18 protein-coding genes are annotated in these 22127 nt (G+C 72.6%); 10 read left to right on the plus strand and 8 right to left on the minus strand.

Annotated features, from left to right (window positions below; all coding sequences use genetic code 11):
• Positions 1 to 3: 3 nt before the first annotated feature.
• The 5 genes from A6P39_RS36255 to A6P39_RS36275 form a co-directional block, all read right to left on the minus strand.
• Positions 4 to 354, minus strand: a complete 351-nt coding sequence (locus tag A6P39_RS36255) for a VOC family protein (protein WP_067052020.1) — start codon at positions 352 to 354, stop codon at positions 4 to 6.
• Between the two features lie 37 nt (positions 355 to 391).
• Positions 392 to 2830: a right-handed parallel beta-helix repeat-containing protein gene (locus A6P39_RS36260; protein ID WP_067052018.1), complete on the minus strand. Its 2439-nt coding sequence runs from the start codon at positions 2828 to 2830 to the stop codon at positions 392 to 394.
• 231 nt (positions 2831 to 3061) lie between these two features.
• The gene (locus tag A6P39_RS36265; RefSeq protein WP_067052016.1) at positions 3062 to 3667 is read right to left on the minus strand and encodes an Rv1733c family protein; all 606 of its coding nucleotides are present in this window, start codon (positions 3665 to 3667) and stop codon (positions 3062 to 3064) included.
• A gap of 187 nt (positions 3668 to 3854) precedes the next feature.
• Entirely contained in the window at positions 3855 to 4679 is an 825-nt protein-coding gene (locus tag A6P39_RS36270; RefSeq protein ID WP_067052014.1) for an MOSC domain-containing protein, read from the minus strand.
• 43 nt (positions 4680 to 4722) lie between these two features.
• Complete coding sequence (locus A6P39_RS36275) at positions 4723 to 5160, minus strand: DUF6643 family protein (protein WP_067052012.1); 438 nt, start codon at positions 5158 to 5160, stop codon at positions 4723 to 4725.
• Positions 5161 to 5445: 285 nt separating this feature from the next.
• On the opposite strand from A6P39_RS36275, the gene A6P39_RS36280 reads away from it, so the two are divergent.
• Entirely contained in the window at positions 5446 to 6750 is a 1305-nt protein-coding gene (locus A6P39_RS36280) for a TerD family protein (protein WP_199840924.1), read from the plus strand.
• Positions 6751 to 6756: 6 nt separating this feature from the next.
• Here A6P39_RS36280 and A6P39_RS36285 read toward each other — a convergent pair whose 3' ends face one another.
• Complete coding sequence (locus tag A6P39_RS36285; RefSeq protein ID WP_067052008.1) at positions 6757 to 7920, minus strand: glycosyltransferase; 1164 nt, start codon at positions 7918 to 7920, stop codon at positions 6757 to 6759.
• 69 nt (positions 7921 to 7989) lie between these two features.
• Here A6P39_RS36285 and A6P39_RS36290 point away from each other — a divergent pair, with 69 nt between their 5' ends.
• Both A6P39_RS36290 and A6P39_RS36295 read left to right on the plus strand, forming a co-directional pair.
• Positions 7990 to 8775 carry a glutamate racemase gene (locus A6P39_RS36290; RefSeq protein ID WP_067052006.1) on the plus strand — a complete coding sequence of 262 codons (786 nt, stop codon included), beginning with the start codon at positions 7990 to 7992 and terminating at the stop codon, positions 8773 to 8775.
• A gap of 96 nt (positions 8776 to 8871) precedes the next feature.
• Complete coding sequence (locus A6P39_RS36295) at positions 8872 to 9417, plus strand: hypothetical protein (RefSeq protein WP_067052004.1); 546 nt, start codon at positions 8872 to 8874, stop codon at positions 9415 to 9417.
• A gap of 40 nt (positions 9418 to 9457) precedes the next feature.
• Here the strand turns inward: A6P39_RS36295 and A6P39_RS36300 are convergent, their stop codons facing one another.
• Positions 9458 to 10429 carry an O-antigen ligase family protein gene (locus tag A6P39_RS36300; protein ID WP_067052002.1) on the minus strand — a complete coding sequence of 324 codons (972 nt, stop codon included), beginning with the start codon at positions 10427 to 10429 and terminating at the stop codon, positions 9458 to 9460.
• Positions 10430 to 10803: 374 nt separating this feature from the next.
• Here A6P39_RS36300 and lnt point away from each other — a divergent pair, with 374 nt between their 5' ends.
• From lnt to A6P39_RS36320, 4 genes are all read left to right on the plus strand, one after another.
• Complete coding sequence (lnt, locus tag A6P39_RS36305) at positions 10804 to 12411, plus strand: apolipoprotein N-acyltransferase (RefSeq protein WP_067051999.1); 1608 nt, start codon at positions 10804 to 10806, stop codon at positions 12409 to 12411.
• A gap of 67 nt (positions 12412 to 12478) precedes the next feature.
• On the plus strand, positions 12479 to 12958 hold the full coding sequence (locus tag A6P39_RS36310; RefSeq protein WP_067051997.1) for an NUDIX hydrolase: 480 nt from the start codon (positions 12479 to 12481) through the stop codon (positions 12956 to 12958).
• Positions 12959 to 13012: 54 nt separating this feature from the next.
• Positions 13013 to 13828 carry a 3-hydroxybutyrate dehydrogenase gene (locus A6P39_RS36315; RefSeq protein WP_067051996.1) on the plus strand — a complete coding sequence of 272 codons (816 nt, stop codon included), beginning with the start codon at positions 13013 to 13015 and terminating at the stop codon, positions 13826 to 13828.
• Positions 13829 to 13948: 120 nt separating this feature from the next.
• Positions 13949 to 15868 (plus strand): helix-turn-helix domain-containing protein, encoded by a 1920-nt coding sequence (locus A6P39_RS36320; protein ID WP_067051994.1) that lies wholly within the window; start codon positions 13949 to 13951, stop codon positions 15866 to 15868.
• A gap of 51 nt (positions 15869 to 15919) precedes the next feature.
• Here A6P39_RS36320 and A6P39_RS36325 read toward each other — a convergent pair whose 3' ends face one another.
• On the minus strand, positions 15920 to 17296 hold the full coding sequence (locus A6P39_RS36325; RefSeq protein WP_067051991.1) for an MFS transporter: 1377 nt from the start codon (positions 17294 to 17296) through the stop codon (positions 15920 to 15922).
• A 288-nt stretch (positions 17297 to 17584) separates the two neighbouring features.
• Between A6P39_RS36325 and A6P39_RS36330 the strand changes: the two genes are divergently transcribed.
• Genes A6P39_RS36330 through A6P39_RS36340 form a run of 3 tightly spaced genes read left to right on the plus strand, consistent with a single transcriptional unit; the run spans position 17585 to position 22107 of the window.
• Positions 17585 to 18412 (plus strand): FAD binding domain-containing protein, encoded by an 828-nt coding sequence (locus A6P39_RS36330; protein WP_067051989.1) that lies wholly within the window; start codon positions 17585 to 17587, stop codon positions 18410 to 18412.
• Positions 18409 to 21126: a molybdopterin-dependent oxidoreductase gene (locus tag A6P39_RS36335; protein WP_067051987.1), complete on the plus strand. Its 2718-nt coding sequence runs from the start codon at positions 18409 to 18411 to the stop codon at positions 21124 to 21126. The genes A6P39_RS36330 and A6P39_RS36335 overlap by 4 nt, the downstream gene beginning before the upstream one ends.
• A gap of 6 nt (positions 21127 to 21132) precedes the next feature.
• Positions 21133 to 22107 (plus strand): antibiotic biosynthesis monooxygenase, encoded by a 975-nt coding sequence (locus tag A6P39_RS36340; protein WP_067051985.1) that lies wholly within the window; start codon positions 21133 to 21135, stop codon positions 22105 to 22107.
• Positions 22108 to 22127: the final 20 nt, after the last annotated feature.

The following is a 22127-nucleotide window of genomic DNA, read 5'->3' on the forward strand; positions in this document are numbered from 1 at the left end:
CGCTCAGGCCCTGTGCTCGACGTACTCCAGGACGACCCCGCCCGGGTGCCGCACGGTCGCGTTGCGGCCCGTGGGCACCTCGCGCGGGCCGTCGAGGATCTCCCCGCCGTGGGCCGTCACGAACGTGTGCAGCCCGTCCAGGTCGTCGACGAGCACCGTGCTCTGCACGCGCCGGAACGGGGCGAGCGCCTGCTCGCTGCCCGCGACCAGCAGAAACCCGCCGATGCTCGCGACGTCCACAGCGCCGTGGGAGAACCGCGTGCGGACGTCCTCGCCGGTCAGCTCGCGCAGCGCGGGCAGCGCCTCGTCCAGGTCGTCCACGTAGAGCCGGGCGAGCGTCGTCAGCGCCTTCATGGGGAAACCTCCGGGGGTGTGCGGCCGGCGGGACTGCTCACGTGAGTTCCGGCAGGTCGTCCGCGTACAGCAGGGTCAGATCGTCGGTGCTCGGGTCCTCGAGCTGGGCGACCCGGCTCGCGTGCCGCTCCACCATCGCCTCGAAGGTCTGCCGGGCGGTGCGGCCGTTGCCGAACGCGGGGCCCTTCGGCATCGCCGTGAAGTACTTCAGCAGCGCCTCGGACGCGCCGGCCGCCAGCCGGTACTCGTGCTCGTCGGCCTGCTGCTCCACGATCCGCAGCAGCTCTTCGGGGCCGTAGTCGCCGAAGGTGATCGTGCGCGAGAAGCGGGAGGCGACACCGGGGTTGACGGACAGGAAGCGCTCCATCTCCGCCGTGTACCCGGCGACGATCACCACCACCGCGTCCCGGTGGTCCTCCATCAGCTTCACCAGGGTGTCGATGGCCTCCTTGCCGAAGTCCCGCCCCGCGTCCTGCGGGGAGAGCGCGTACGCCTCGTCGATGAACAGCACACCGCCGTGCGCCCGTTGGAAGGCCTCCTGGGTGCGGATCGCCGTGGAACCGATGTGCTCGCCGACCAGGTCCACCCGGGAGACCTCGACCAGGTGTCCCTTCTCCAGCACCCCGAGCGAGGCGAGGATCTCGCCGTACAGCCGGGCGACCGTCGTCTTGCCGGTGCCGGGGGAGCCGGTGAAGACCAGATGCCGCTTGACCGAGGCCGCTTTCAGCCCCGCCTGCTGCCGGCGCCGGCCCACCTCGATCATGTCGGTCAGCGCCCGCACCTCGCGCTTGACGCTCTCCAGGCCGACCAGCGCGTCCAGTTCCCCGAGCACGTCCTTCGACGTCCGCACCGGCTCGACCGGCTCCGGAGCGGTGATCAGCGGCTCCTGCTCCGTGGTGCGCTGCCCCGGGATCGAGCCGAGCAGCCCGGCGGAGTGCGTCACCGTCTGAACGGCGCTCTCGCGCACCGTCGGGGGCCGCAGACCGCCGCTCTCGTCGCTGGTGCAGTCCTCCACCAGCGGGCCTGACCCGGACCCCGCGTCCGGCCCTCCCTCGGCGAACTCGTAACCACCGCGTGCGCAGCGCTCCGTACGGCACTTGCGCAGGGTCGCCCGGCAGCCGTCGATCACATGGAAGCCGTAGCCGGCGCTGCCGCTGACCCGGCAGTTCAGGAAGCTGCCGCGGCCGCCCGCGGAGACGTAGAAGCCGGCCTCGGCGGGGGAGTCGACCGTGCAGCGCTCGATGGTCGGGTCGGCGCCCTTGGTGACGATCACACCGGTCTGGGTGCCGTCCAGGGTGCAGTTGTTCAGCGTGCCGCCGCTGCCGTGGTCGCGGAACCACGCGCCGGTCGCCGCCTCCCGGATCCGGCAGTCGTCGAGCTGCGCGGTCGCCCCGTCGCTCACCGACACCGCCGTGTTGCGCACCTGGGACAGATCGCTGTCCACGACGTCCGCGCGTGAGCCCCGGTCCAGCACGAACAGCGCGTCCGGTACGTCGTGCACCCGGCAGGAGTCGAGCACGGCGGTGGCGCCGTCACTCACCCAGACCGCCGGATAGTCGCCGGTGCTGTCGAAGATCTCGCACTGGTTGGCGTCCACCCGGGTGCCCGGGTCCCACACCGACAGGCCGTTGCGCCCGAACTGACGGACCGTCGTGCGGGTCAGCGTCAGCACCGAGCGGGAACGCAGATCGACCGCGTTCTCGGGGATGTCGTGGATGCGGCAGTCGGCGAGCGTGAGCACGGCGTCGGTGTCCAGCGTGACGCCGTCGGCGGTGGTGCGGTGCACATCGCAGTCGGTCAGATGGGCGGTGGCGCGCTGGGTGATCTGCACACCGGAGCCGCGGACCTCGTAGATCTCGCAACCCACCGCCTCCAGCGCGGAGTTCTCCCCGGTGGCGGTCAGCCCGGTGCCGGAGGCGTGGTGCACCCGGCAGCGCTCCAGACGCGGATGCGCGCCGCCCCGGACGGCCACGCCGGCCTGCCCGGCCGCGACGACCTCGCACTCCTCGAACACTCCGCCGCCGCCGTCGAGCACGGCGATGCCGATGCCCGCGGGGTTGTCCACCGTGCAGCGGCGCACGGTCGGGCGGGCGCCGCCGCGCACCTCGATGCCGGCGGCGGACCGGGTGACGATCCGCACGTCCCTCAGCTCGGGCGTGCCCTCCTCGACCAGCAGCGCCGGTGCCGCCGCGTCCTGGCCTTCCACATGCAGGTCCTGCACCACGGCCGAGGCCCGCACGGTCAGCGGCACCCCGTCCACGGGCGCGATCCGCACCGAGCCGGGGGAGCCCTCGGGGCCGCGGAGCGTCACCGCCCGCTGGACGACGAGATTCTCCCGGTAGGTGCCCGGGGCGATGGTGAGGACGTCGCCGTCGGCGGCGGCCTCCAGGGCGGCGGCGAGCGAAACGTACTCACCCGTGCGGCGCCGCCACCGCGACGTACCGGTGTGCGTCACCTGGACCGTGCCCTGTGCCATGGCGTTGCCGTGCCCCCACCTCGTCGTACTGATGGCTCGCTCCCGCGCGGGGCCTTGCCGCGGGTGCCGGGAACGCTACCGTGCCCGGCCCTGGGGCCCGTGCGCGTTCGCGCTCCCGAAAAACCTGCGTGCCCCTGCGGTTCGCTGCTCCGCGGGTTGTCGCCGAAAGCGTTCCGGCCGGTCCACCGTAGCGTGTGCGTGCATGGTGGGTTGACCAGAGCCGTCGGTCCGTCAGCTGCCGGTGCCCGCCTTGCCCCAGTCCGGGCCCGCCCGCTCCCAGGCCTGGTCCCAGCGTGCGTAGCGCCGGCGCACCATGCGCCAGAGGGTCAGCCGCCGGGCGCCCTCGACCAGGCCCGCGATCAGCAGGGCCGCGCCGAACCCGGCCAGCACCGCGTGCGTCGTCGCGGTGGGGGAGTCCAGCGGCCGGGTCGTTATTCGGCCCTGCGGGTCCGTCCAGATGCTGAAGTGGTCGCCCGGGTGCGGGGACTTGAGGCTCGCCAGGGTCGTGCCGTGCTGCCGGGTACCGCCCGGCGCGGACCAGTTCGCGAGGACGCGGTGGCGGATCTCGCGCGCCGTGGTGGTGTCGGGATCGGCCTCCAGGGGGGCATCCCCCAGGTCACGTACCACCGTTGCCCTGACGAGGTGGCGTGTGTGCTGCTGCTCGCGCACGGAGCGCTGCAGCGCGTCCTGGGCGACGGCGCCGGCCAGACAGCCCGTCAGGGGTGCGGCCACGGTGATCAGCACCAGCGCCACGAGCGCCACCCACGCCTCGGCGAGGTCGGTCGCGCGGCGCAGCGGATTGCGCCGCCAGCGCCACAGACCACTGATGGCCCGCATGCTCCCCACCCCCCTTCCGCTCCGTCATAACCCCGGGCGAGGGCGAGCGACCGCGCCCCGGAGCAAGAGAGAGCGACATCACGTCCGCCGCGGACGGTCACGCACGCGGCTTCTCAGGCGTTTCTCATGTCCTCTCAACGACCGGGCCCCGGTTCGGGTTCCCCCCTCGTGCGGTGTTTCCGGTGCGTCACTCCATCACCCGGACCGTGTCCCCCACCCTGATCGTGCCGCGCGAGAGGGGTACCAGGTTCTGGCCGAAGATCAGCTTCGAGCCGGCCTTGCGGTGGCGTGCCAGGGTGAGCAGGGGCTCCCGGCCGCGTTGGGCGGTGTCCTGGTCGACGGTGGTGACCACGCACCGCCCGCTCGGCTTCGCGACGCGGAAGAGCACCTCGCCGACCGAGACCCGCGACCAGTGGTCCTCGGCCCAGGGCTCGGTGCCCGCGATGACCAGATTGGGCCGGAAGCGGTTCATCGGCAGCGGGCCCTCGTGGGCGTGAGCGCCGTCCGCTATCCGGGAGTTGAGGGCGTCGAGAGAGGCCGCCGTCGTGACGAGCAGGGGATAGCCGTCGGCGAAGCTCACTGTCTCGCCGGGCAGGGCGTACGCGGGGTCGATCGGGCGGCGGGTGGCCGGATCGTCCATGTGGACCAGGCGGACGTCCGCCCCCAGATAGGCGCTGCACCAGGCATGCGCGTCCGCCGTGGCCGGGACCGCCTCCACCTTCGTGCCGAACACACTCATCGGCACGGTCTCGGCCGGCTCGGGCACCGGCACCGTCAACGGCGCCCGGCCGGGCGCGGACAGACGGATGCCGCCGCCGGTCAGAAGCTCGGCGGCGGCCAGCGCGAGACGCGGCTGCTCGCGCTGTGTGACGACCTTTCCCCCGTCGTCGATCAGTGCCCAGCGCCGGTCTCCGGTCAGGCCCCATGGCTCCACCACAGCTTGCCGGGGCGCGAATCCCCGGAACGCCTTGACCGGATGGACGTGGATCGACTGCACCTCGGCGTGTCCCATGACGCCATCGTGCCAGGCGGCACCGACAGCGCGGGGGCGCCGGTCAGTAGCCGCGGTACTGCTGGTTGTTGTACGGGTCCTGGTAGGGAGCCGGCCCGGGCCGCGGCGAGGCCGGGCGCATCGCCTCGTACCCCGTGCCGGCCCCCATCGGGCGCTGGGGCTGCGGGGCCTGCGGACCGGGGTAACCCCGCGGGGCGCTCGCCTGCTGCGGGATGTACGCCGTGGGCGCCTGCTGCAGTGGCGCGGGCTGCGGCGTCTGCGGGTAGCCGTAGGCGGGGGCCTGCGGGGAGGGGCCCGCCGGGAGGGCGGGCAGTGCCGACGGCAGGGCGGGCAGGTTGCCGCCCGTGTCGTAGGCGGCGGGGACCCGGATCGGGGCGATCTGCGGGGTGCCCCGCTCGGCGACGAGGGAGTCGTAGATCGGGGTGTCCGGGAAGGAGGCGGAGTAGTAGCCGCCACCATAAGTGGAGCGGGGGGAGGTCATGGCACATAAGTTAAGCCCACGATGTGCTCGTTGGGGAGACCGATAAGAGGGTTCTTTTCCGTGTCGGCAGTGACCTGGGATCCCCAATCCGAGCGAAGTTGGCAAAATAGGGCGCCGACCTACGTTTGGATACTGTAAAGGCAGACTTTCTGCAGGGTTACCGGCGGTCGACCGGCGATCTTCCGGTCCCGCCCGGAGGAGTTCACCGGACCCGGGAACAGGCTGGGCGGGTAGGGATCACTGGACGGCCGGGGCGTCCGGAAGCCGAAGCGGATTGGGGCGGACATGTCAATGTCGAAAGGGTCGAACGCGCCGGTGCCGATCACGGCCCTGCGCGTCGAATTGGGCTGGCGTTCCGGTCCCGGCGTGCCCGACGCAGACGCCTCGGCGCTGCTGCTCGCCGCCGGAAGGGTCCGCTCCGACGGCGACTTCGTCTTCTACAACCAGCCCGCCCACTCGTCCGGCGCGGTGCGCCACGAGGGCAAGCGGACGGCCGGCGGGCAGGTCACCGACATCCTTTCCGTCGACCTCGCGCGCGTGGAGGGCGCGATCGAGCGGATCGTCCTCGCCGCCTCCGCCGACGGCGGGACGTTCGGGCAGGTGCCGGGCCTCTACGTCGAGGTGACCGAAGCGGCGACCGGGTCGGTCGTCGTCCGCTTCGACAGCCCCGGCGCGACCTCGGAGACGGCCTTCGTGCTCGGCGAGTTCTACCGCCGCCAGGGCGGCTGGAAGTTCCGCGCGGTCGCCCAGGGCTACAGCAGCGGACTCGAAGGCCTGGCAACGGACTTCGGGATCACGGTGGACGAGCCCCGCCGCGCCGCGCCGCCCGCCGCCGCTGCCCAGGTGCGGCCCCCGGCGGCCATGCCCCCGGTGCCCGCGACGGCCCCGGTGCCGCCCCCGCCCGCGCCCCCGCCCGCGGTCTCCCCGGTCGCCGCGCAGGGCACCGCGGCCCGGCCGGTCCGGCTGTCCAAGGTCACCCTCACGAAGGCCACCCCCTCCGTCTCGCTCGCCAAACAGGGCGGAACCTCCGGTGCCATGCGGGTGAACCTCAACTGGCAGGTGCGCAAACAGCTTTCGGGCTGGGGCGGCCGCCGGGGAGGCGGCGGCCGAGGGGACCTCGACCTCGACCTGTGCGCCCTGTACGAACTCGCCGACGGCCGCAAGGGCGTCGTCCAGGCACTCGGCAACGCCTTCGGATCGCTGCACCGGCCGCCCTACATCCATCTGGACGGCGACGACCGCACCGGAGCCGTGGCCGCCGGGGAGAACCTCACCGTCAATCTCGACCACCGGCAGGACTTCCGGCGCATCCTCGTCTTCGTCACGATCTACGAGGGCGCCAGCTCCTTCGCCGACCTGCACGCCACCGTCACCCTGCGGCCCCAGCACGGCGCACCGATCGACTTCTCGCTCGACGAGTGCACCGTCCCCTCCACCGTGTGCGCGCTCGCCCTGCTCACGAACACCGGCGGCGATCTGCTCGTGCAGCGCGAGGCGCGCTATCTGGTGCCGGAGCGCGGAGTGAGCCCGCAGCGGACCGTGGACCGCGCCTACGGCTGGGGCATGAACTGGACGCCCGGCCGCAAGTGACCGGGCTCAGCTCTCGTCGGGCACGGCACCCGGACGCGCGTACGTACGGCCCTTCCAGGCGGCCCCGCGCCCCCGGTAGTGCTGCACGGCCGAGTCGACCGTCATCAGCAGGTAGAGAAACGCGGTGAACGGCAGCAGCGGGGCGAGCCACAGCGGCTGGCCGTAGTAGCGCAGCATCGGCAGATACGTCCCCGCCATCACCGCCCACGCCAGGGCGCCGAGCACCGCCGTGGCCGTACCCGCGCCGGCCGCGCCCGCGACCAGTGCAGCGGGCGGCACCAGGTACACCAGGGCGAGCCCGGCGACCGTGCCGAGGAGCAGCAGCGGGTTGTGGCGCAGCTGGGCGTAGGCGCTGCGCGAGACCATCCGCCACAGGTCGTGCAGCCGCGGATAGGGCCGCACGCTGTCCACCCGCTCGGCCAGCCCCAGCCAGACGTGCCCCCCGACGGCCTTCACCGCGCGCGCGAGCGCCACGTCGTCGATCACGGCGTGCCGGATGGCGTCCGGGATGCGCGCCCGCTCGGCCGTGCCGGCGCGCAGCAGGACACAGCCGCCCGCCGCCGCGGCCGCACGCGATCCCCTGCGGCCGATCCGGCGGAAGGGATACAGCTGCGCGAAGAAGTACACGAACGCCGGAACCACCAGCCGCTCCCACAGGCTCTCCACCCGCAGCCGCGCCATCTGCGACACGACGTCGAAGCCCCCGGCGTCCGCGGCCGCGACCAGTTCGCGCAGGCTGTCCGGGGCGTGCGCGATGTCCGCGTCGGTCAGCAGCAGAAACCCGGGATCACGCGCGCGTGCCAGGCCGATGCCGTGCCGCACCGCCCACAGCTTGCCCGTCCAGCCCGCCGGCGGCTCCCCGGGCGAGCCCACCGTCAGTGGCAGCCCGCCGTGCCGCCGGGACAGTTCGCGGGCCAGCTCGCCGGTGCCGTCGCTGCTCCCGTCGTCCACCAGGAAGACCTCCGCCCGCCCGGGATAGTCCTGCGCGAGCAGCGACGGCAGGCTCGCGGGCAGCACGGCCGCCTCGTCACGGGCCGGTACGACGACACAGACGGACGGCCAGGCGTCCGGCTCACGGCGCGGCGGCAGCCGGACGTCCGTGCGCCAGAAGAAGCCCTGGCACAGCAGCAGCCAGCACCAGGCGGCCAGCGAGACGACGGTGATCCACATCAGGGCGCTCACGGCCGCAGTCTGCCCCACCCGGGCGGTCCCCAGGGGCGGATCGACTATCGTGGCCGGGTGAAGATCGCGCTCATGGACTCCGGAATCGGCCTGCTCCCCGCAGCCGCCGCGGTACGGCGGCTGCGCCCCGACGCGGATCTCGTGCTCTCCTGGGACCCGGACGGGATGCCCTGGGGGCCGCGCACCCCCGAGGACATCACGCAGCGGGCCATCGCCGTGGCCGAGGCCGCCGCCGCCCACGGGCCCGACGTCCTGATCGTCGCCTGCAACACCGCGTCCGTGCACTCCCTGCCGCAGATGCGGGCCCGTTTCGAACCGGATCTGCCGATCATCGGGACCGTTCCGGCGATCAAGCCGGCCGCAGCGGGCGGCGGCCACGTCGCCATCTGGGCCACCCCCGCGACCACCGGAAGCGCCTACCAGCGCGGTCTGATCGAGCAGTTCGCCGCCGGAGCGACCGTCACCGAGGTGGCCTGCCCCGGCCTCGCGGACGCGGTGCACCATGCCGACGAGGCCGCGATCGAGGCCGCGATCGCCTCGGCCGCCGCCCGCACCCCCGAGGACGTGACGACCGTCGTCCTCGGCTGCACCAACTACGAGCTGGTCGGCGAGCGGATCCGCGCGGCCGTCCAGCGTCCTGAGCGGCCGCCGCTCGTGCTGCACGGCTCCGCCGGGGCGGTGGCCGCCCAGGCACTGCGCCGCATCGGCGCGCGGCCGGACCCGGACGCCGTCGCCGACACCACCCTCACGGTGCTGCTCAGCGGTCACGAGGGGCCGCTCCCGGGCACCGCCTTGTCCTACACGGAAGGCCGCTTCCTGCGGGCCGTCAGCCCCGTGCGCTGACCGGTCGGCACAGCCGGGGCCGACGTGCCCCCACCCGGGCCGGTCACGCTCCGCCACGCCCTGCCCGCGCAGCGAAACCTGAGTAACCTCATAAATATGAGGGACCACCCCCACGCCGACGACGCCACGCACCCCGACGTCTGGACCGGGCGGGCCACCAACCGCTGCCAGTGGCTGCTGGCCCTGGCCGGCGCGGCCTGCATGGCACTCGGCATCGAACTGGCCGTGGAATCGGCATGGACCTCCGGCATCGCGCCGCTGGTGATGTCCGTCGTGGGCTGCATCGCGGCCGGTCTGCTGGTCCTGTTCGGCACGCTCGCCTTCGTGCACGTCGATCTCCGGCTCGACAAGGAGTGCCTCGAGGTGCGCTGCGGCCACATGGGGCTGCCGCGCCGCCGCATCCCGCTCTCCCACGTGGCCGGCGCCGACTTCACCGCCCTGGTCACGCCCCGGCACTGGGGCGGCTGGGGCTACCGGTGGCGGCCCGAGAAGGGCACCGCGGTCGTCGTACGCCGGGGCGAGGGCATCGTGCTGCGCCTGTGGGACGGCCACACCTTCACGATCACGGTGGACAACGCGGAAACGGCGGTACGGGTCATCCGGGCCCGGCTGCGGACCATCACACCGGGTCCGGCCGCCTGAGGCCCGGCGCCGGTGAAGGACGCACGGGGCACGGCACCGCTCAGAGCCGGGGTTCCCCCTCGCGCGCCCAGGGCCGCGCCGTCGCCCATCCGGCGAGCAGTCCGGCGCCCGCCGTCACCGACGTGAAGCTCAGCGCGTTGCTCACCGTGGCCAGCGCGGCCAGCGTCGTCAGGGCGGCACCGGCGGTGAGGGCGACCGGCGTCGAGCGGGGCGTGCGCCACAGTGCGTGCAGCACCCAGCAGAACGCGGCCGCGATCAGCGCCACCCCGACCAGTCCCTGCTCAGCCGCCACCTGAAGCGGGGCCGAGTGCGGCTTGCCGTCGGCGGGCGCCGTCTGCGACACCGCCGGACTCAGCTCGCCGAACCGGTCAGGGCCGACTCCGAGGCCCCGGTTCCGGTCGGCCATCCGCAGGGCGTCCTGCCACAGCTCCACCCGGTGCGGGGTGAGCCGGGCCTCGAGCACGCCCGCGAGCCCACCGGGCAGGGCATCCGCGGCGAGCGCCCACGCCGTGCCCGCCACCAGGGCCGCCGCCGCGGCCAGACCCAGCAGGGACACCCCCCGGCGCACCGGCGAGCCCGCGGCCAGCGCACACAGCAGCACGGCCGCACTCGCCGCGCACCCGGCCGCCGAACCCAGGACGGCCCCGGTCGGTACGGTCCCGGCGGCCAGCGCCCACAGCCCGATCCGCAGCGCCGGCGCGGGCGCGGCCCAGGCGGCACAGCAGGCGGCTCCCGTGGCCAGCGCCAGCAGAGCGGCCGTGCCACCGGTCTGCCCCAGCGGGGTGGCGTACCAGAGGCCACCGGCGGACAGGTCGGGCCGCGCCGCCGCCAGCGCGAGGGCGGCCAGCGCACCGGTGCAGGGCGCGGCCACCGGCAGCAGGGCGCCGGAGACCCGGCCGACGGCGTGCCCGGCGGCCACGGCGAGCACCGCGAGCAGCACGCCCTCGGGCCGTCCGTCGTGGGCCGCGGCGGTGAGCAGCGCCCATCCCGCGCAGGCGCCGAGCAGGATCATGCCCGCGCCGTCAGAAACGTTTCCTCTGATGTCTCCCGCGTCCGTACCGGCCGCAGGCCTCATCTCTGTCGAGCCCACCCGCCGCCCCTCGTCCCCGAACGCCCCTGTCAGGCCACGGCAGGGCACGGCGCCGAGTCCGGCCGCACTGCCGAGGCTGGGCACACCGTAGCGGCTGATGACCGCTTTGGGTACGAGATGCGGTGGAACGTCGTGGTGCGGGAGCGCGCCGGCGCGGCTGGCCGGTGCTCCCCGGGCGGACGATTCCGGTCGTTCGACGGCCCCCCCGGACGGCGGCCGGCGGCGGAACGGAGGGCTGCGGCCGGCCCGCGGACCGTGCTGTCGGTGGCCAGGTCAGCCGCCGTACACTCACCCGGGTGACCGTCACCGCAACTTCCGTGGACCAGCCGGACCAGCTCCAGCCGTCCGCCTTCGGCCCGCGTGGCGCCCGGCTGCTGCGCCTGGTCCCGGCCCTCGCCTCCGCGCTCTGCGGAGTGCTGCTCTACGTCAGCTTCCCGCCGCGCACCCTGTGGTGGCTGGCGCTGCCCGCCTTCGCCGGCTTCGGCTGGGTGCTGCGCGGCCGGAGCTGGAAGGCGGCCCTCGGCCTCGGTTATCTTTTCGGGCTCGGCTTCCTGCTGCCGCTGCTGGTGTGGACCGGCGTGGAGGTCGGGCCCGGTCCCTGGCTGGCCCTGGTCGCGATCGAGGCGATATTCATCGCCCTGGTAGGTGTCGGCATCGCCGCGGTCTCCAAACTGCCCGCCTGGCCGCTGTGGGCCGCCGCCCTGTGGATCGTGGGCGAGGCCGTACGCGCGCGTGTGCCCTTCCGGGGCTTTCCCTGGGGCAAGATCGCGTTCGGTCAGGCGGACGGCGTCTTCCTGCCGCTCGCCGCGGTGGGCGGCACTCCGGTGCTGGGCTTCGCGGTCGTCCTGTGCGGCTTCGGCCTGTACGAGGCCGGCCGGCTGGTCGCCGAGCAGCGCCGGAGCCGGGACGTGCGGCGCGCGGCCGCGGCCGCCGCACTGCTGAGCGTGGCCGTCCCGGTGGCGGGCGCGGTCGCCGCCCGGCCGCTCGTGAGCGACAAGGCGGAGGCCGGCACCCGGACCGTCGCCGTCATCCAGGGCAATGTGCCGCGCTCCGGGCTCGAGTTCAGCGCCCAGCGGCGGGCCGTGCTCGATCACCACGTGCGCGAGACCCTCAAGCTCGCTGCCGACGTCAAGGCGGGCAAGGTCGCGAGGCCCGACTTCGTGCTGTGGCCGGAGAACTCCTCCGACATCGACCCCTTCGCCAACCCCGACGCGGCCGTCGTAATCGAGGAGGCCGCCAAGGCGGTCGGGGTGCCCGTCTCGGTCGGCGGAGTCGTGGAGCGCGACGGGAAGCTGCTCAACGAGCAGATCCTGTGGGACCCGGTGAAGGGACCGACGCAGACGTACGACAAGCGGCAGATCCAGCCGTTCGGCGAGTACCTCCCGCTGCGCGGGCTCGTCGGCGCGGTCAACAAGAACTGGACCGGCATGGTCCGCCAGGACTTCAGCCGGGGCAGCAAGCCCGGCGTGTTCGACCTCGACGGTGCCAAGGTGGGCCTGGCCACCTGCTACGAGGCCGCCTTCGACTGGGCCGTACGGGACACGGTCACGCACGGCGCGGAGATGATCTCCGTACCCAGCAACAACGCCACCTTCGACCGCAGCGAGATGACCTACCAGCAGCTCGCCATGTCCCGGATCCGTGCCGTCGAGCACAGCCGCACCGTGACCGTGCCGGTCACCAGCGGCGTCAGTGCGATCATCATGCCGGACGGCAGGATCACCCAGAAGACCGGCATGTTCGTGCCCGCCTACCTCGTGCAGAAGGTGCCGCTGCGCACCTCCGAGACCCCCGCGACCCGGCTGGGCATCCTCCCGGAGATCGCCCTGGTGCTGATCGCCGCGGGCGGCATCGGCTGGGCCATCGGGTCCGGGCTGCGGGCCCGGCGCGCCGGCGGCGCGTAGCCGTACGACCGGCGTACGGCTCCTGAATCGGCAGAAGAGCCCTGGCCCGGCCCGTTAGGGTCGGGTCATGGCTACCCCTGACTTCATCCGTACGCTGCGGGCCTCTGCGGGACAGCAGTTGCTCTGGCTTCCCGGGATCACGGCGATCGTCTTCGACGACGACGGCAGAGTGCTGCTGGGCCGGCGGGCCGACAACCACGAGTGGTCGGTGATCGGCGGTATCCCGGATCCGGGTGAGCAGCCGGCGGCGTGCGCGGTGCGGGAGGTCTTCGAGGAGACGGCGGTGCACTGTGTCGCCGAGCGGGTCGTCCTGGTCCAGGCCCTGGAGCCGGTCACGTACCCCAACGGCGACACCTGCCAGTACATGGACATCACCATCCGCTGCCGCGCCGTGGGCGGCGAGGCGCGGGTCAACGACGACGAGTCGCTGGAGGTGGGCTGGTTCGCCGTGGACGCGCTGCCCGACCTGAACGAGTTCGGCCTCCTGCGGATCAAGCAGGCCATGTCCGAGGCACCCACATGGTTTGACCCTATGACCATCGACTGAAGTGTGGGTGCACACCACATGTGGTGACGGGTGTGTTCCGCTTAGGGTCGGCACATGACCGCGTCCAGCCTCCAACCCGGCCTTCGCGCCCAGCCCCTCGCTCTCGACCTCGGCGGCCGCACCGCCCTCGTCACCGGTGCCGCCGGCGGCATCGGCCGCGCCTGCGCGCTGCGGCTCGCCGCCGCCGGGGCCGAGGTGCGGGCCGTCGACCGTGACGCCGCCGGCCTGGCCGAACTGGCCGCGCAGGCGGAGCGGGCCGGCGACCTCTCCGGGACCGTCGTACCGCACGTCGTGGACCTCACCGACCTCGCCTCCGCCGAGCAGGCCGCCGCCGGGACGGACGTGCTGGTCAACAACGCGGGTCTGCAACTGGTGCGCCCCATCGAGGAGTTCCCGCCCGAGGTCTTCCACACCGTGCTGACCGTGATGCTGGAGGCGCCGTTCCGGCTCATCCGCGGTGCCCTGCCGCACATGTACGCGCAGGGCTGGGGCCGGATCGTCAATGTGTCCTCCGTCCATGGTCTGCGCGCCTCCGCTTTCAAGTCGGCCTATGTGGCCGCCAAACACGGTCTCGAGGGCCTGTCCAAGACGGCCGCTCTGGAAGGCGCCGCCCACGGTGTGACCTCGAACTGTGTGAACCCGGCCTATGTGCGCACCCCGTTGGTCGAGAAGCAGATCGCCGACCAGGCACAGGCGCACGGCATCCCCGAGGAGCGCGTGCTGTCCGAGGTGCTGCTGAAGGACAGCGCAGTCCAGCGGCTCATCGAACCGGACGAGGTCGCCGAGGCCGTGGCCTACCTGTGCAGCCCCCAGGCGTCCTTCGTCACCGGCACCTCACTCGTCCTCGACGGCGGGTGGACGGCGCACTGACGGAGCGCCGGGAGGCCCGGGAGCCGGGAAGCCGGGAGGCCCGGGAGCCGGGCGGCCCGAGGGCCCCGGAGTTGTCCACAGGCCCGACCGGCCGGGCCGTCGATGCGGAATCCTGTGACCATGTCTCGCGATCACGTTCAGCCGGCACCCGGCCGCAGCCCCGAGGCCCCGTACCTCGAGCTGCTGGCCCGCGACGCCTCCGTGGAGGCCTATGAGCAGCCGGTGCTGCTCGCCCGGGCCGCGGGCCGCACGGCCGACCGGATCGCCGAGCTGGAACAGACCAGACTGCTCGCCCTGCGCGTCCGGGCCGAGCTGGAGGGACGCCGGCGCCGCGAGGCGGAGCTGTCCGCGCTCTTCGAGACCGCACACGACCTCGCGGGCCTGCGCGATCTGGACGCCGTCCTGCAGGCCATCGTGCAGCGCGCCCGCTCCCTGCTCGGCACGGACGTCGCCTACCTCACCCTGCACGACCCGGCGCGCGGCGACACCTACATGCGGGTGACGGAGGGCTCGGTCTCCGCCCGCTTCCAGCAGCTGCGGCTCGGCCTGGGGGAGGGGCTCGGCGGGCTGGTCGCGCAGACCACGCGGCCGTATGTCACCGACGACTACTTCCAGGACGCCCGCTTCCAGCACACCCTCACCATCGACGCCGGTGTCCGCGACGAAGGGCTGGTCGCCATCCTCGGCGTGCCCCTGATGCTCGGTCCGCACGTCATCGGGGTCCTCTTCGCCGCCGACCGCCGGGCACGCGTCTTCGAACGCGCGCAGATCGCCCTGCTCGGTTCCTTCGCCGCGCTCGCCGCCGCCGCGATCGACACCGCCAACCTGCTCACCGAGACCCGTGCCGCGCTGGCCGGGCTGGAGCGGGCCAACGAGATCATCCGGGACCGCAGCGCCGTCATCGAGCGCGCCTCCGACGTGCACGACCGGCTCGCCGAACTCGTCCTGCGCGGCGGCGGGGTGCACGACGTGGCCGCCGCCGTCTCCGAAGTCCTCGACGGCACAGTCGAGTTCACCGAGGCCGACGCGGCACCGGCCGAGGCGCTCGAGGCGACCCGGGCCGAGGGGCATGCCGTACCGCACGGCACGGACTGGATCGCCCCGGTGGCCGCCGGCGGTGAACTGCTCGGCGCACTGGTCCTGCGCGGACACCCCGGCCTGGACCCCGTGGACCAGCGCACACTGGAGCGGGCGGCCATGGTCACCTCGCTGCTCCTGCTCGCCCGCCGCTCCGCCGCCGAGGCCGAACATCGCGTGCGGGGCGAGCTGCTCGACGACCTGCTCGACGCCCGCGACCGGGACCCGCGCCTGCTGCGCGAACGCGCCGACCGGCTGCGCGCCGACCTCGACGCGACCCATGTCGTCCTCGCCGCACGCCTGGACGGCCCGGCGGCCGACGCCGACGAGGAGGCCGCGGCCCGCCGCCGTCTGTGGTCGGCCGCCTCCCACCTCGCCGCCACCCGGCAGGGCCTGGCCGCCGCACGCGACGGCGGCACCGTCCTGCTGCTGCCGCTCGGCGCCGGGGACAGCGCCACGGAGCTGGCCCGCCGCACCGCCCGCCATCTGGGCACCGCCGTCCGGCAACCGGTCACGGTGGGCGCCTCCGCCCCCGTCCGTGACCTCGCCGCACACCCCGAGGCCGTCACCGCCGCCTACGCCGAGGGCCGGCGCTGCCTGGACGCGCTGCACCTGCTCGGCCGGGCCGGGGACGGCGCGGCGGCCGAGGACTTCGGCTTCCTCGGCCTGCTCCTCGCGGGCGAACGGGACATCGTCGGCTTCGTCGAGCGGACCGTCGGCCCGGTCGTGGCGTACGACGAGCGGCGCGGCACGGAACTGCTGCAGACCCTGGAGGCCTATTTCGCCTGCGGGATGAGCCCAGCCCGCACCAAGGACACGCTCCACGTCCACGTCAACACGGTGGCCCAGCGGCTGGAGCGGGTGGGCCGGCTGCTCGGCGCGGACTGGCAGACCCCCGGCCGCGCCCTGGAGATCCAACTGGCCCTGCGGCTGCACCGGTTGGCGGCCCCGGGCAGACGCTGACCCCCGTACGTGCGTACCGTACGGGGGCCGTGGCGGCCGGAGTGAGACGGGTCAGACGGTCCGCGCCCCGGCGGCCGCACGCGCATCGGCCCGCTCGCCGTCCCCGGCCTCGATGCGGGCCAGGTCCCGGTGCCGGGTCTCCCGTGCCACGCTCACCGCCACGAGCGTCAGTACGGCCGCGGCGATCACGTACAGGGCGATCGGGGTGGAGCTGCCGTAGTCCTCGAGCAGCGCGGTGGCGATGAGCGGAGCGGGCGCGCCGGCCGCCACGGAGGCGAACTGGGCGCCGATGGACGCGCCCGAGTACCGCATCCGGGTGGCGAACATCTCCGCGAAGAAGGCGGCCTGGGGTGCGTACATCGCTCCGTGCAGCACGAGCCCGACGGTCACGGCCAGGACCAGGTACCCGAAGGACCCGGTGTCCACGAGCGCGAAGAACGGGAACATCCACAGGCCGACTCCGGCCGCGCCGAGCAGGTACACGGGCCGCCGCCCGACCCGGTCGGACAGGGCGCCCCAGGCCGGGATGACGGCGAAGTGCACGGCGGAGCCGATGAGTACGGCGTTGAGCGCGCTCTGCTTCGAGACACCGGCCGAGTCGGTGGCGTAGACGAGGACGAAGGCGGTGATGACGTAGTAGCCGATGTTCTCCGCCATCCGCGCCCCCATCGCCACGAGCACGTCCCGCCAGTGGTCCCGCAGAACGGAGACGAGCGGAAGGCGCCCCGGCTCCGCCGTCCGCCGGGACTCGGACCGCTCCAACGCCTCCTTGAACACGGGCGATTCATCGACGGAGAGCCGGATCCACAGCCCGATGAGCACGAGCAGCCCGGAGAGCAGGAACGGAATCCGCCAGCCCCAGCGTCCGAAGGCGTCGTCCGAGAGCACGCCGGTGAGCAGCGACAGCACACCGGTGGCGAGCAACTGCCCCGCCGGCGCACCGGTCTGCGGCCACGAGGCCCAGAAACCGCGCCGGCGCGCGTCCCCGTGCTCCGACACCAGCAGGACGGCCCCGCCCCACTCGCCGCCGAGCGCGAAGCCCTGGACGAGCCGCAGGGTGGTGAGCAGCACGGGTGCGGCACTCCCGACGGTCGCGTGGGTGGGCAGCAGCCCGATGGCGAACGTCGCCCCGCCCATCATCACCAGGCTCAGCACGAGCAGCTTCTTCCGTCCGAGCCGGTCCCCGTAGTGCCCGAACACGAGCGCCCCGAGCGGGCGCGCCGCGAACCCCACGGCATACGTCAGGAACGACAGCAGCGTCCCGACGAGCGGGTCGGAGTCCGGGAAGAACACCTTGTTGAACACCAGCGCGGCGGCGGAACCGTAGAGGAAGAAGTCGTACCACTCGATGGTGGTGCCGATGAGGCTCGCGGCGACGATTCGGGGGAGGCTGGCGGGGGGTGGGGGAGCGGTGGTTCCGGAGGCCATGTGCGCCACTTCCTCGTGTGCGGTGGGGACGGGTGGGTGTCGGCACACGGTAGGAAGGTCCACGTCAGGGGCACATATGGCGGGGCAACATAGTTCGAGGGTTGGTTATGCGTCCGGCCACCATGCCAGCTGCCCGGCCGCCGCTGTGACTGTGCGGGTTCAGCTGGACACGTTCAGCTGCTCCGGGCCACGGGCCTGGTCGATTTGCTGCGATACGCTGTGAAAAAAGCTGTCTGTACTGCGGGACAGCTGTCGTCCGTAGGTCCGTTCTCCCGTAGGTCGGTGCTCATGGACCTCAACACCATCACCGAAGTAATCCGGCGACCGTCCGAGCGGCCAGGCGTGGACTGGCACGAGGGCGACGCCTGGCTCGCAGGCGGAACATGGCTCTATTCCACGGAGCAGCCCGAACTGCGACGGCTGATCGACCTGACGGCATTGCGTTGGGAGCCTCTTGTCACGACGGACGAGGGCCTGGAGATCAGCGCCACCTGCACCATCCGCGACCTGTACGCCTTCCAGTGGCCGGTGGGCTGGACCGCCGGAATCCTCTTCCGGAAGAGCTGCGAGGCGTTCCTGTCCTCGTTCAAGGTCTGGAACGCGGCGACCGTCGGCGGGAACATCTGCATGTCCTTGCCCGCCGGCCCGATGATCACCTTGACGGTCGCGCTCGAGGCGCGGTACGAACTGTGGGCGCCCGACGGCTCGGTGCGCTTCGTCGACGCCCTCGACTTCGTCACGGGCGACCACCGCAACGTTCTCGCCCCCGGAGAGATCCTCCGGCGCGTCACCGTTCCGGAGCACGCGCTGCGCAAGCGCACCGCGCACCGCCGCTTCACGCTGACCCGGCTCGGCCGTTCGACGGTGTTCCTCGTCGGCACGCAACGGCCAGGAGCGAGTGACCTGCTGCTCACCGTCACCGCCGGCACCACACGGCCGGTCCGTTTCGCCTTCGACTCCCTGCCCGAGGCCCGAACCCTGCGGCAGAGCATCGACGCCGTCCCTGTCGATGTCTGGTTCGCCGATCCCAACGGGACCCCCGACCACCGCCGGCATCTGACACGGCACTTCGCCGAAGAGATCCGCCGCGAACTCACCGCTGGGGACCTGGCATGAACTACATCGTGAACGGCAAGGAATTCCACCGGGAGCCGGCCCCGGGCCAGTGCCTGCGCACCTTCCTGCGCGAACTCGGCCACTTCGGCGTCAAGAAGGGGTGCGACGCGGGCGACTGCGGCGCCTGCACGGTGTGGCTGGACGGCGTACCGGTGCACAGCTGCATCACCCCCGCGTTCCGCGCGGACGGCCGTGAGGTGACCACGATCGAGGGCCTCGGACGGCCCGGCGCCCTGCATCCCATGCAGCGGCAGTTCGAGGACGCCCCGGGGTTCCAGTGCGGTTTCTGCACCGCGGGGATGATCATGACGTCGGCGACCTTCACCGAGGACCAGAAGGCGGACCTGCCCAGGGCGTTGAAGGGCAACCTCTGCCGCTGCACCGGTTACCGGGCGATAGAGGACGCCGTGAAGGGCGTCGGTGCGGTGGAGACGGCAGCACCGGGCAAGGCTGTGGGGACGAGCGTCGGCGCGCCCGCGGGCCACGACGTGGTGACGGGTCACGCCGAGTTCACCATGGACACGCACATCGACGGCATGCTGCACCTCAAGGTGCTCCACTCACCCCACGCGCACGCCCGGATCGTCTCGATCGACAAGAGCGCCGCACTCGCGGTGCCCGGCGTGCACCGGGTCTACACCTGGGAAGACGTACCCCGCAGACGCTTCACCACGGCGATCCACACCGACCACCTGGTCGACCCGGACGACACCTTCATCCTCGACGACACGGTCCGTTTCGCCGGGCAGCGCGTCGCCGCGGTCCTGGCCGACACCGTCGGGGCCGCGGAGGAGGGCTGCCGGCGACTCGTCGTCGAGTACGACGCGCTGCCCGCGGTCTTCGACCCCGAGGAGGCGATGGCCGACGGCGCACCCCAACTGCACGGCTCGCACGATCCGTTCGTCCGCGACCCCGTCCACAACATCCTGCTCGAACTCCACTCGCACATCGGCGACGTCGACGCGGGATTCGCCGCGGCCGACGTGATCCACGAAGGCACGTACTTCTCACCGCGGGTGCAGCACGCCCATCTGGAGACTCACGGTTCCATCGCCTGGATGGAGGACGGCCGGCTGAACGTGCGTACCAGTTCGCAGTCGGCGTCGATCGCGAAGGTCAAACTGGAGTACCTGTTCGCGCTGCGCCCGGACCAGGTGAGGGTGTTCTGCAAGCGCGTCGGCGGCGCGTTCGGCGGCAAGCAGGAGGTGCTCTCGGAGGACCTGGTCGCGCTCGCCACCCTGGACACCGGAAGGCCCACCTGTCTCGAGTACACCCGTGAGGAGGAGTTCACCACGGCCTCGCCGCGGCATCCGATGACCCTGACGGTCAAGCTCGGCGCGAAGGCCGACGGAACGCTCACCGCCTTCCAGGTACGCAACGTGTCCAACACGGGCGCCTACGGCAACCACGGCGGGGAAACGCTGTACGCGGGCGGAGGCGCCGTCATGATCTACCGCTGCCCCAACAAGAAGTACGACGCGTACTCCGTCTACACGAACACCGTGCCGAGCGGGGCGCTGCGCGGTTACGGGATGACGCAGCCGGCGTTCGCCGTGGAGTCGGCGATGGACGAACTGGCCCGCGCCCTTCACCTCGACCCGCTGGAACTGCGCCGGCGCAACATCGTGCGGCCGGGTGAGCCCCTGGTCGCCCTGCACGACGGCCCCGACGACGTGGTCTTCACCGAGGACGGACTCGCCAAGTGCATCGACCTGGTGGGCGACGCCCTGGCCCGTACGGCAGACCGGCCGCCGCCCGGCCCCGAGTGGCTCGTCGGAGCCGGCGTGGCCAGTTCCCTGCACGAGACCGCGCCGCCGACGGAACACCTCTCCGAGGCCTGGGTCACGCTGGGCGACGATCTCATCTACGAACTGGCCGTCGGAACCCCCGAGTTCGGCGAGGGAACCTCCACGGCCCATGTCCAGATCGCGGCCGACCAACTGGGCACGACGCCCTCGCGGATCCGACTGGTGCAGTCCGACACCGACCGCACGGGATTCGACACCGGCGCCTTCGCGAGCGCGGGCCTGTTCGTGGCGGGCAACGCGGTCCTGCGGGCGGCGGGCGCCGTGCGCGACCGCATCCTGCACTTCGCCGCGGCGCACACGGGCATCCATGTCGTGATGTGCACGATGGACGACGACGGTGTCGTCTGCGGGGACCGGCGGGTGCCGCTGGCCGAACTGGTCGCGCTGGCCCGGGCGCGTGGCATCCGGTTCACCGCCGCACGCAGGGCATACGGCTCGCCCCGGAGCGTCACCTCCAACACACACGGGTTCCGGGTCGCCGTGCACCGTGTGACGGGTGAGACACGCATCCTGTACAGCGTGCAGGCGGCGGACGTCGGGGTGGTCATCAACCCGGCGCAGGTCCGGGGGCAGATCGAGGGCGGTGTCGCCCAGGGCATCGGCTTCGCGCTGACCGAGAACCACCACGTCGACGACAACGGCGTCATGGTCAACCCGAACCTCCGCAACTACCGCATCCCCACCTACGCCGACATCCCCCGTACCGAGGTCCTCCTGGTGGGCTCGGCGGACTCGGTGGGGCCCATGCGGGCGAAGGGGATGGCGGAGTGCTGCATCAACCCGGTGGCCCCCGCGCTCGCGAACGCGGTCCATGACGCCACGGGCGTCCGCTACCGTGCGCTGCCGCTGACTCCGGAACGCATTTACGGCCGACTCCCCGCGGAGCAGTCGGTGTCGACAGGGTGAGCCACCATGAACACCCGGAAGAACGTAGCCGCCGCGGCGACGGCGATCATCGGCCAGAAGGTCCTGCCCGGGACGGAGCGCGAGTTCGAGGCGTGGCAGGAGGACGTCAACGCAGCGGCCGCCTACTACCCCGGCTTCCTCGGCGCCGAGATCTCTGCGCCGACACCGCTGCAGCCCGACTGGGTCGTCGTGTACCGGTTCGACTCGGTGGCGCACCTGCAGGTGTGGATCAACAGCGCGACCAGGCAGACGTATCTGGACGCCGGCGCCAAGTACTTCGACGGCCCGGCGACCCAGCAGGTGGTCAGCAGCGGCACCCAGTCACTGGATCCGCTGGTCACCGTGGTGGTCACCCACCGCGTCCCGGCGAACCAGGTCGACGACTTCCTCGCCTGGCAGCACCGCATGGTCGAGGAGGAGAGCAAGTTCGACGGGTTTCGCGGGACCGAACTCTTCCGTCCCATCGAGGGGCTCCAGGAGGAGTGGACCACGCTGTACCGCTACGACAGCGCCGAGCACCTCGACGCCTGGCTGACGTCGCCCGAACGGCAGGAGATCCTGGCCGAGGGCGAGAAGTTCAGCGACTTCCGACTGCACACGATCGACAACTCGTTCGGCAGCTGGTTCGCCTTCGAGGGCGACGGCAAGGAGGCACCGCCGCCACCCTCCGAGACCAGGACCTCCCTCGCCGTCTGGGTCGGCCTGTACCCGACCGTCGTGCTGCTGACACTCGCCCTGTCCCCGCTGCACATGCCGCTCTGGATCGGTCTGCTCGTGGGCAACCTGCTGTCGAGCTTCATCATGAGCTTCCTCACCATGCCCTACTACGTGAACCCACTGCTCGGGCGGTGGCTGCGGCCGTCGCCGGACGAACCGGCGGCAAGGACCAACCTCCGTGGCCTCGGTACGGTCGCGGTGCTGATGGCCTTCTGGGCCGCCCTCGTCTACCTCGTCACGGTGCGGTTCTGGACGCTGCCCTGACCGGCGAGCGCCCGGACGGC

This window comes from Streptomyces sp. FXJ1.172, assembly GCF_001636945.3.
In the GTDB taxonomy this organism is placed as follows: domain Bacteria; phylum Actinomycetota; class Actinomycetes; order Streptomycetales; family Streptomycetaceae; genus Streptomyces.

Bases quoted from the DNA above. Each gene is read 5' to 3' on its own strand.
- A6P39_RS36335 (WP_067051987.1), top strand. From the start codon at position 18,409: ATGAACTACATCGTGAACGGCAAGGAATTCCACCGGGAGCCGGCCCCG.
- A6P39_RS36265 (WP_067052016.1), bottom strand. From the start codon at position 3,667: ATGCGGGCCATCAGTGGTCTGTGGCGCTGGCGGCGCAATCCGCTGCGC.
- A6P39_RS36310 (WP_067051997.1), top strand. From the start codon at position 12,479: ATGGCTACCCCTGACTTCATCCGTACGCTGCGGGCCTCTGCGGGACAG.
- A6P39_RS36315 (WP_067051996.1), top strand. From the start codon at position 13,013: ATGACCGCGTCCAGCCTCCAACCCGGCCTTCGCGCCCAGCCCCTCGCT.
- A6P39_RS36325 (WP_067051991.1), bottom strand. From the start codon at position 17,296: ATGGCCTCCGGAACCACCGCTCCCCCACCCCCCGCCAGCCTCCCCCGA.
- A6P39_RS36285 (WP_067052008.1), bottom strand. From the start codon at position 7,920: ATGTGGATCACCGTCGTCTCGCTGGCCGCCTGGTGCTGGCTGCTGCTG.
- A6P39_RS36320 (WP_067051994.1), top strand. From the start codon at position 13,949: ATGTCTCGCGATCACGTTCAGCCGGCACCCGGCCGCAGCCCCGAGGCC.
- A6P39_RS36300 (WP_067052002.1), bottom strand. From the start codon at position 10,429: ATGATCCTGCTCGGCGCCTGCGCGGGATGGGCGCTGCTCACCGCCGCG.
- A6P39_RS36255 (WP_067052020.1), bottom strand. From the start codon at position 354: ATGAAGGCGCTGACGACGCTCGCCCGGCTCTACGTGGACGACCTGGAC.
- A6P39_RS36260 (WP_067052018.1), bottom strand. From the start codon at position 2,830: ATGGCACAGGGCACGGTCCAGGTGACGCACACCGGTACGTCGCGGTGG.
- A6P39_RS36280 (WP_199840924.1), top strand. From the start codon at position 5,446: ATGTCAATGTCGAAAGGGTCGAACGCGCCGGTGCCGATCACGGCCCTG.
- A6P39_RS36270 (WP_067052014.1), bottom strand. From the start codon at position 4,679: ATGGGACACGCCGAGGTGCAGTCGATCCACGTCCATCCGGTCAAGGCG.
- A6P39_RS36330 (WP_067051989.1), top strand. From the start codon at position 17,585: ATGGACCTCAACACCATCACCGAAGTAATCCGGCGACCGTCCGAGCGG.
- A6P39_RS36340 (WP_067051985.1), top strand. From the start codon at position 21,133: ATGAACACCCGGAAGAACGTAGCCGCCGCGGCGACGGCGATCATCGGC.
- A6P39_RS36275 (WP_067052012.1), bottom strand. From the start codon at position 5,160: ATGACCTCCCCCCGCTCCACTTATGGTGGCGGCTACTACTCCGCCTCC.
- A6P39_RS36295 (WP_067052004.1), top strand. From the start codon at position 8,872: ATGAGGGACCACCCCCACGCCGACGACGCCACGCACCCCGACGTCTGG.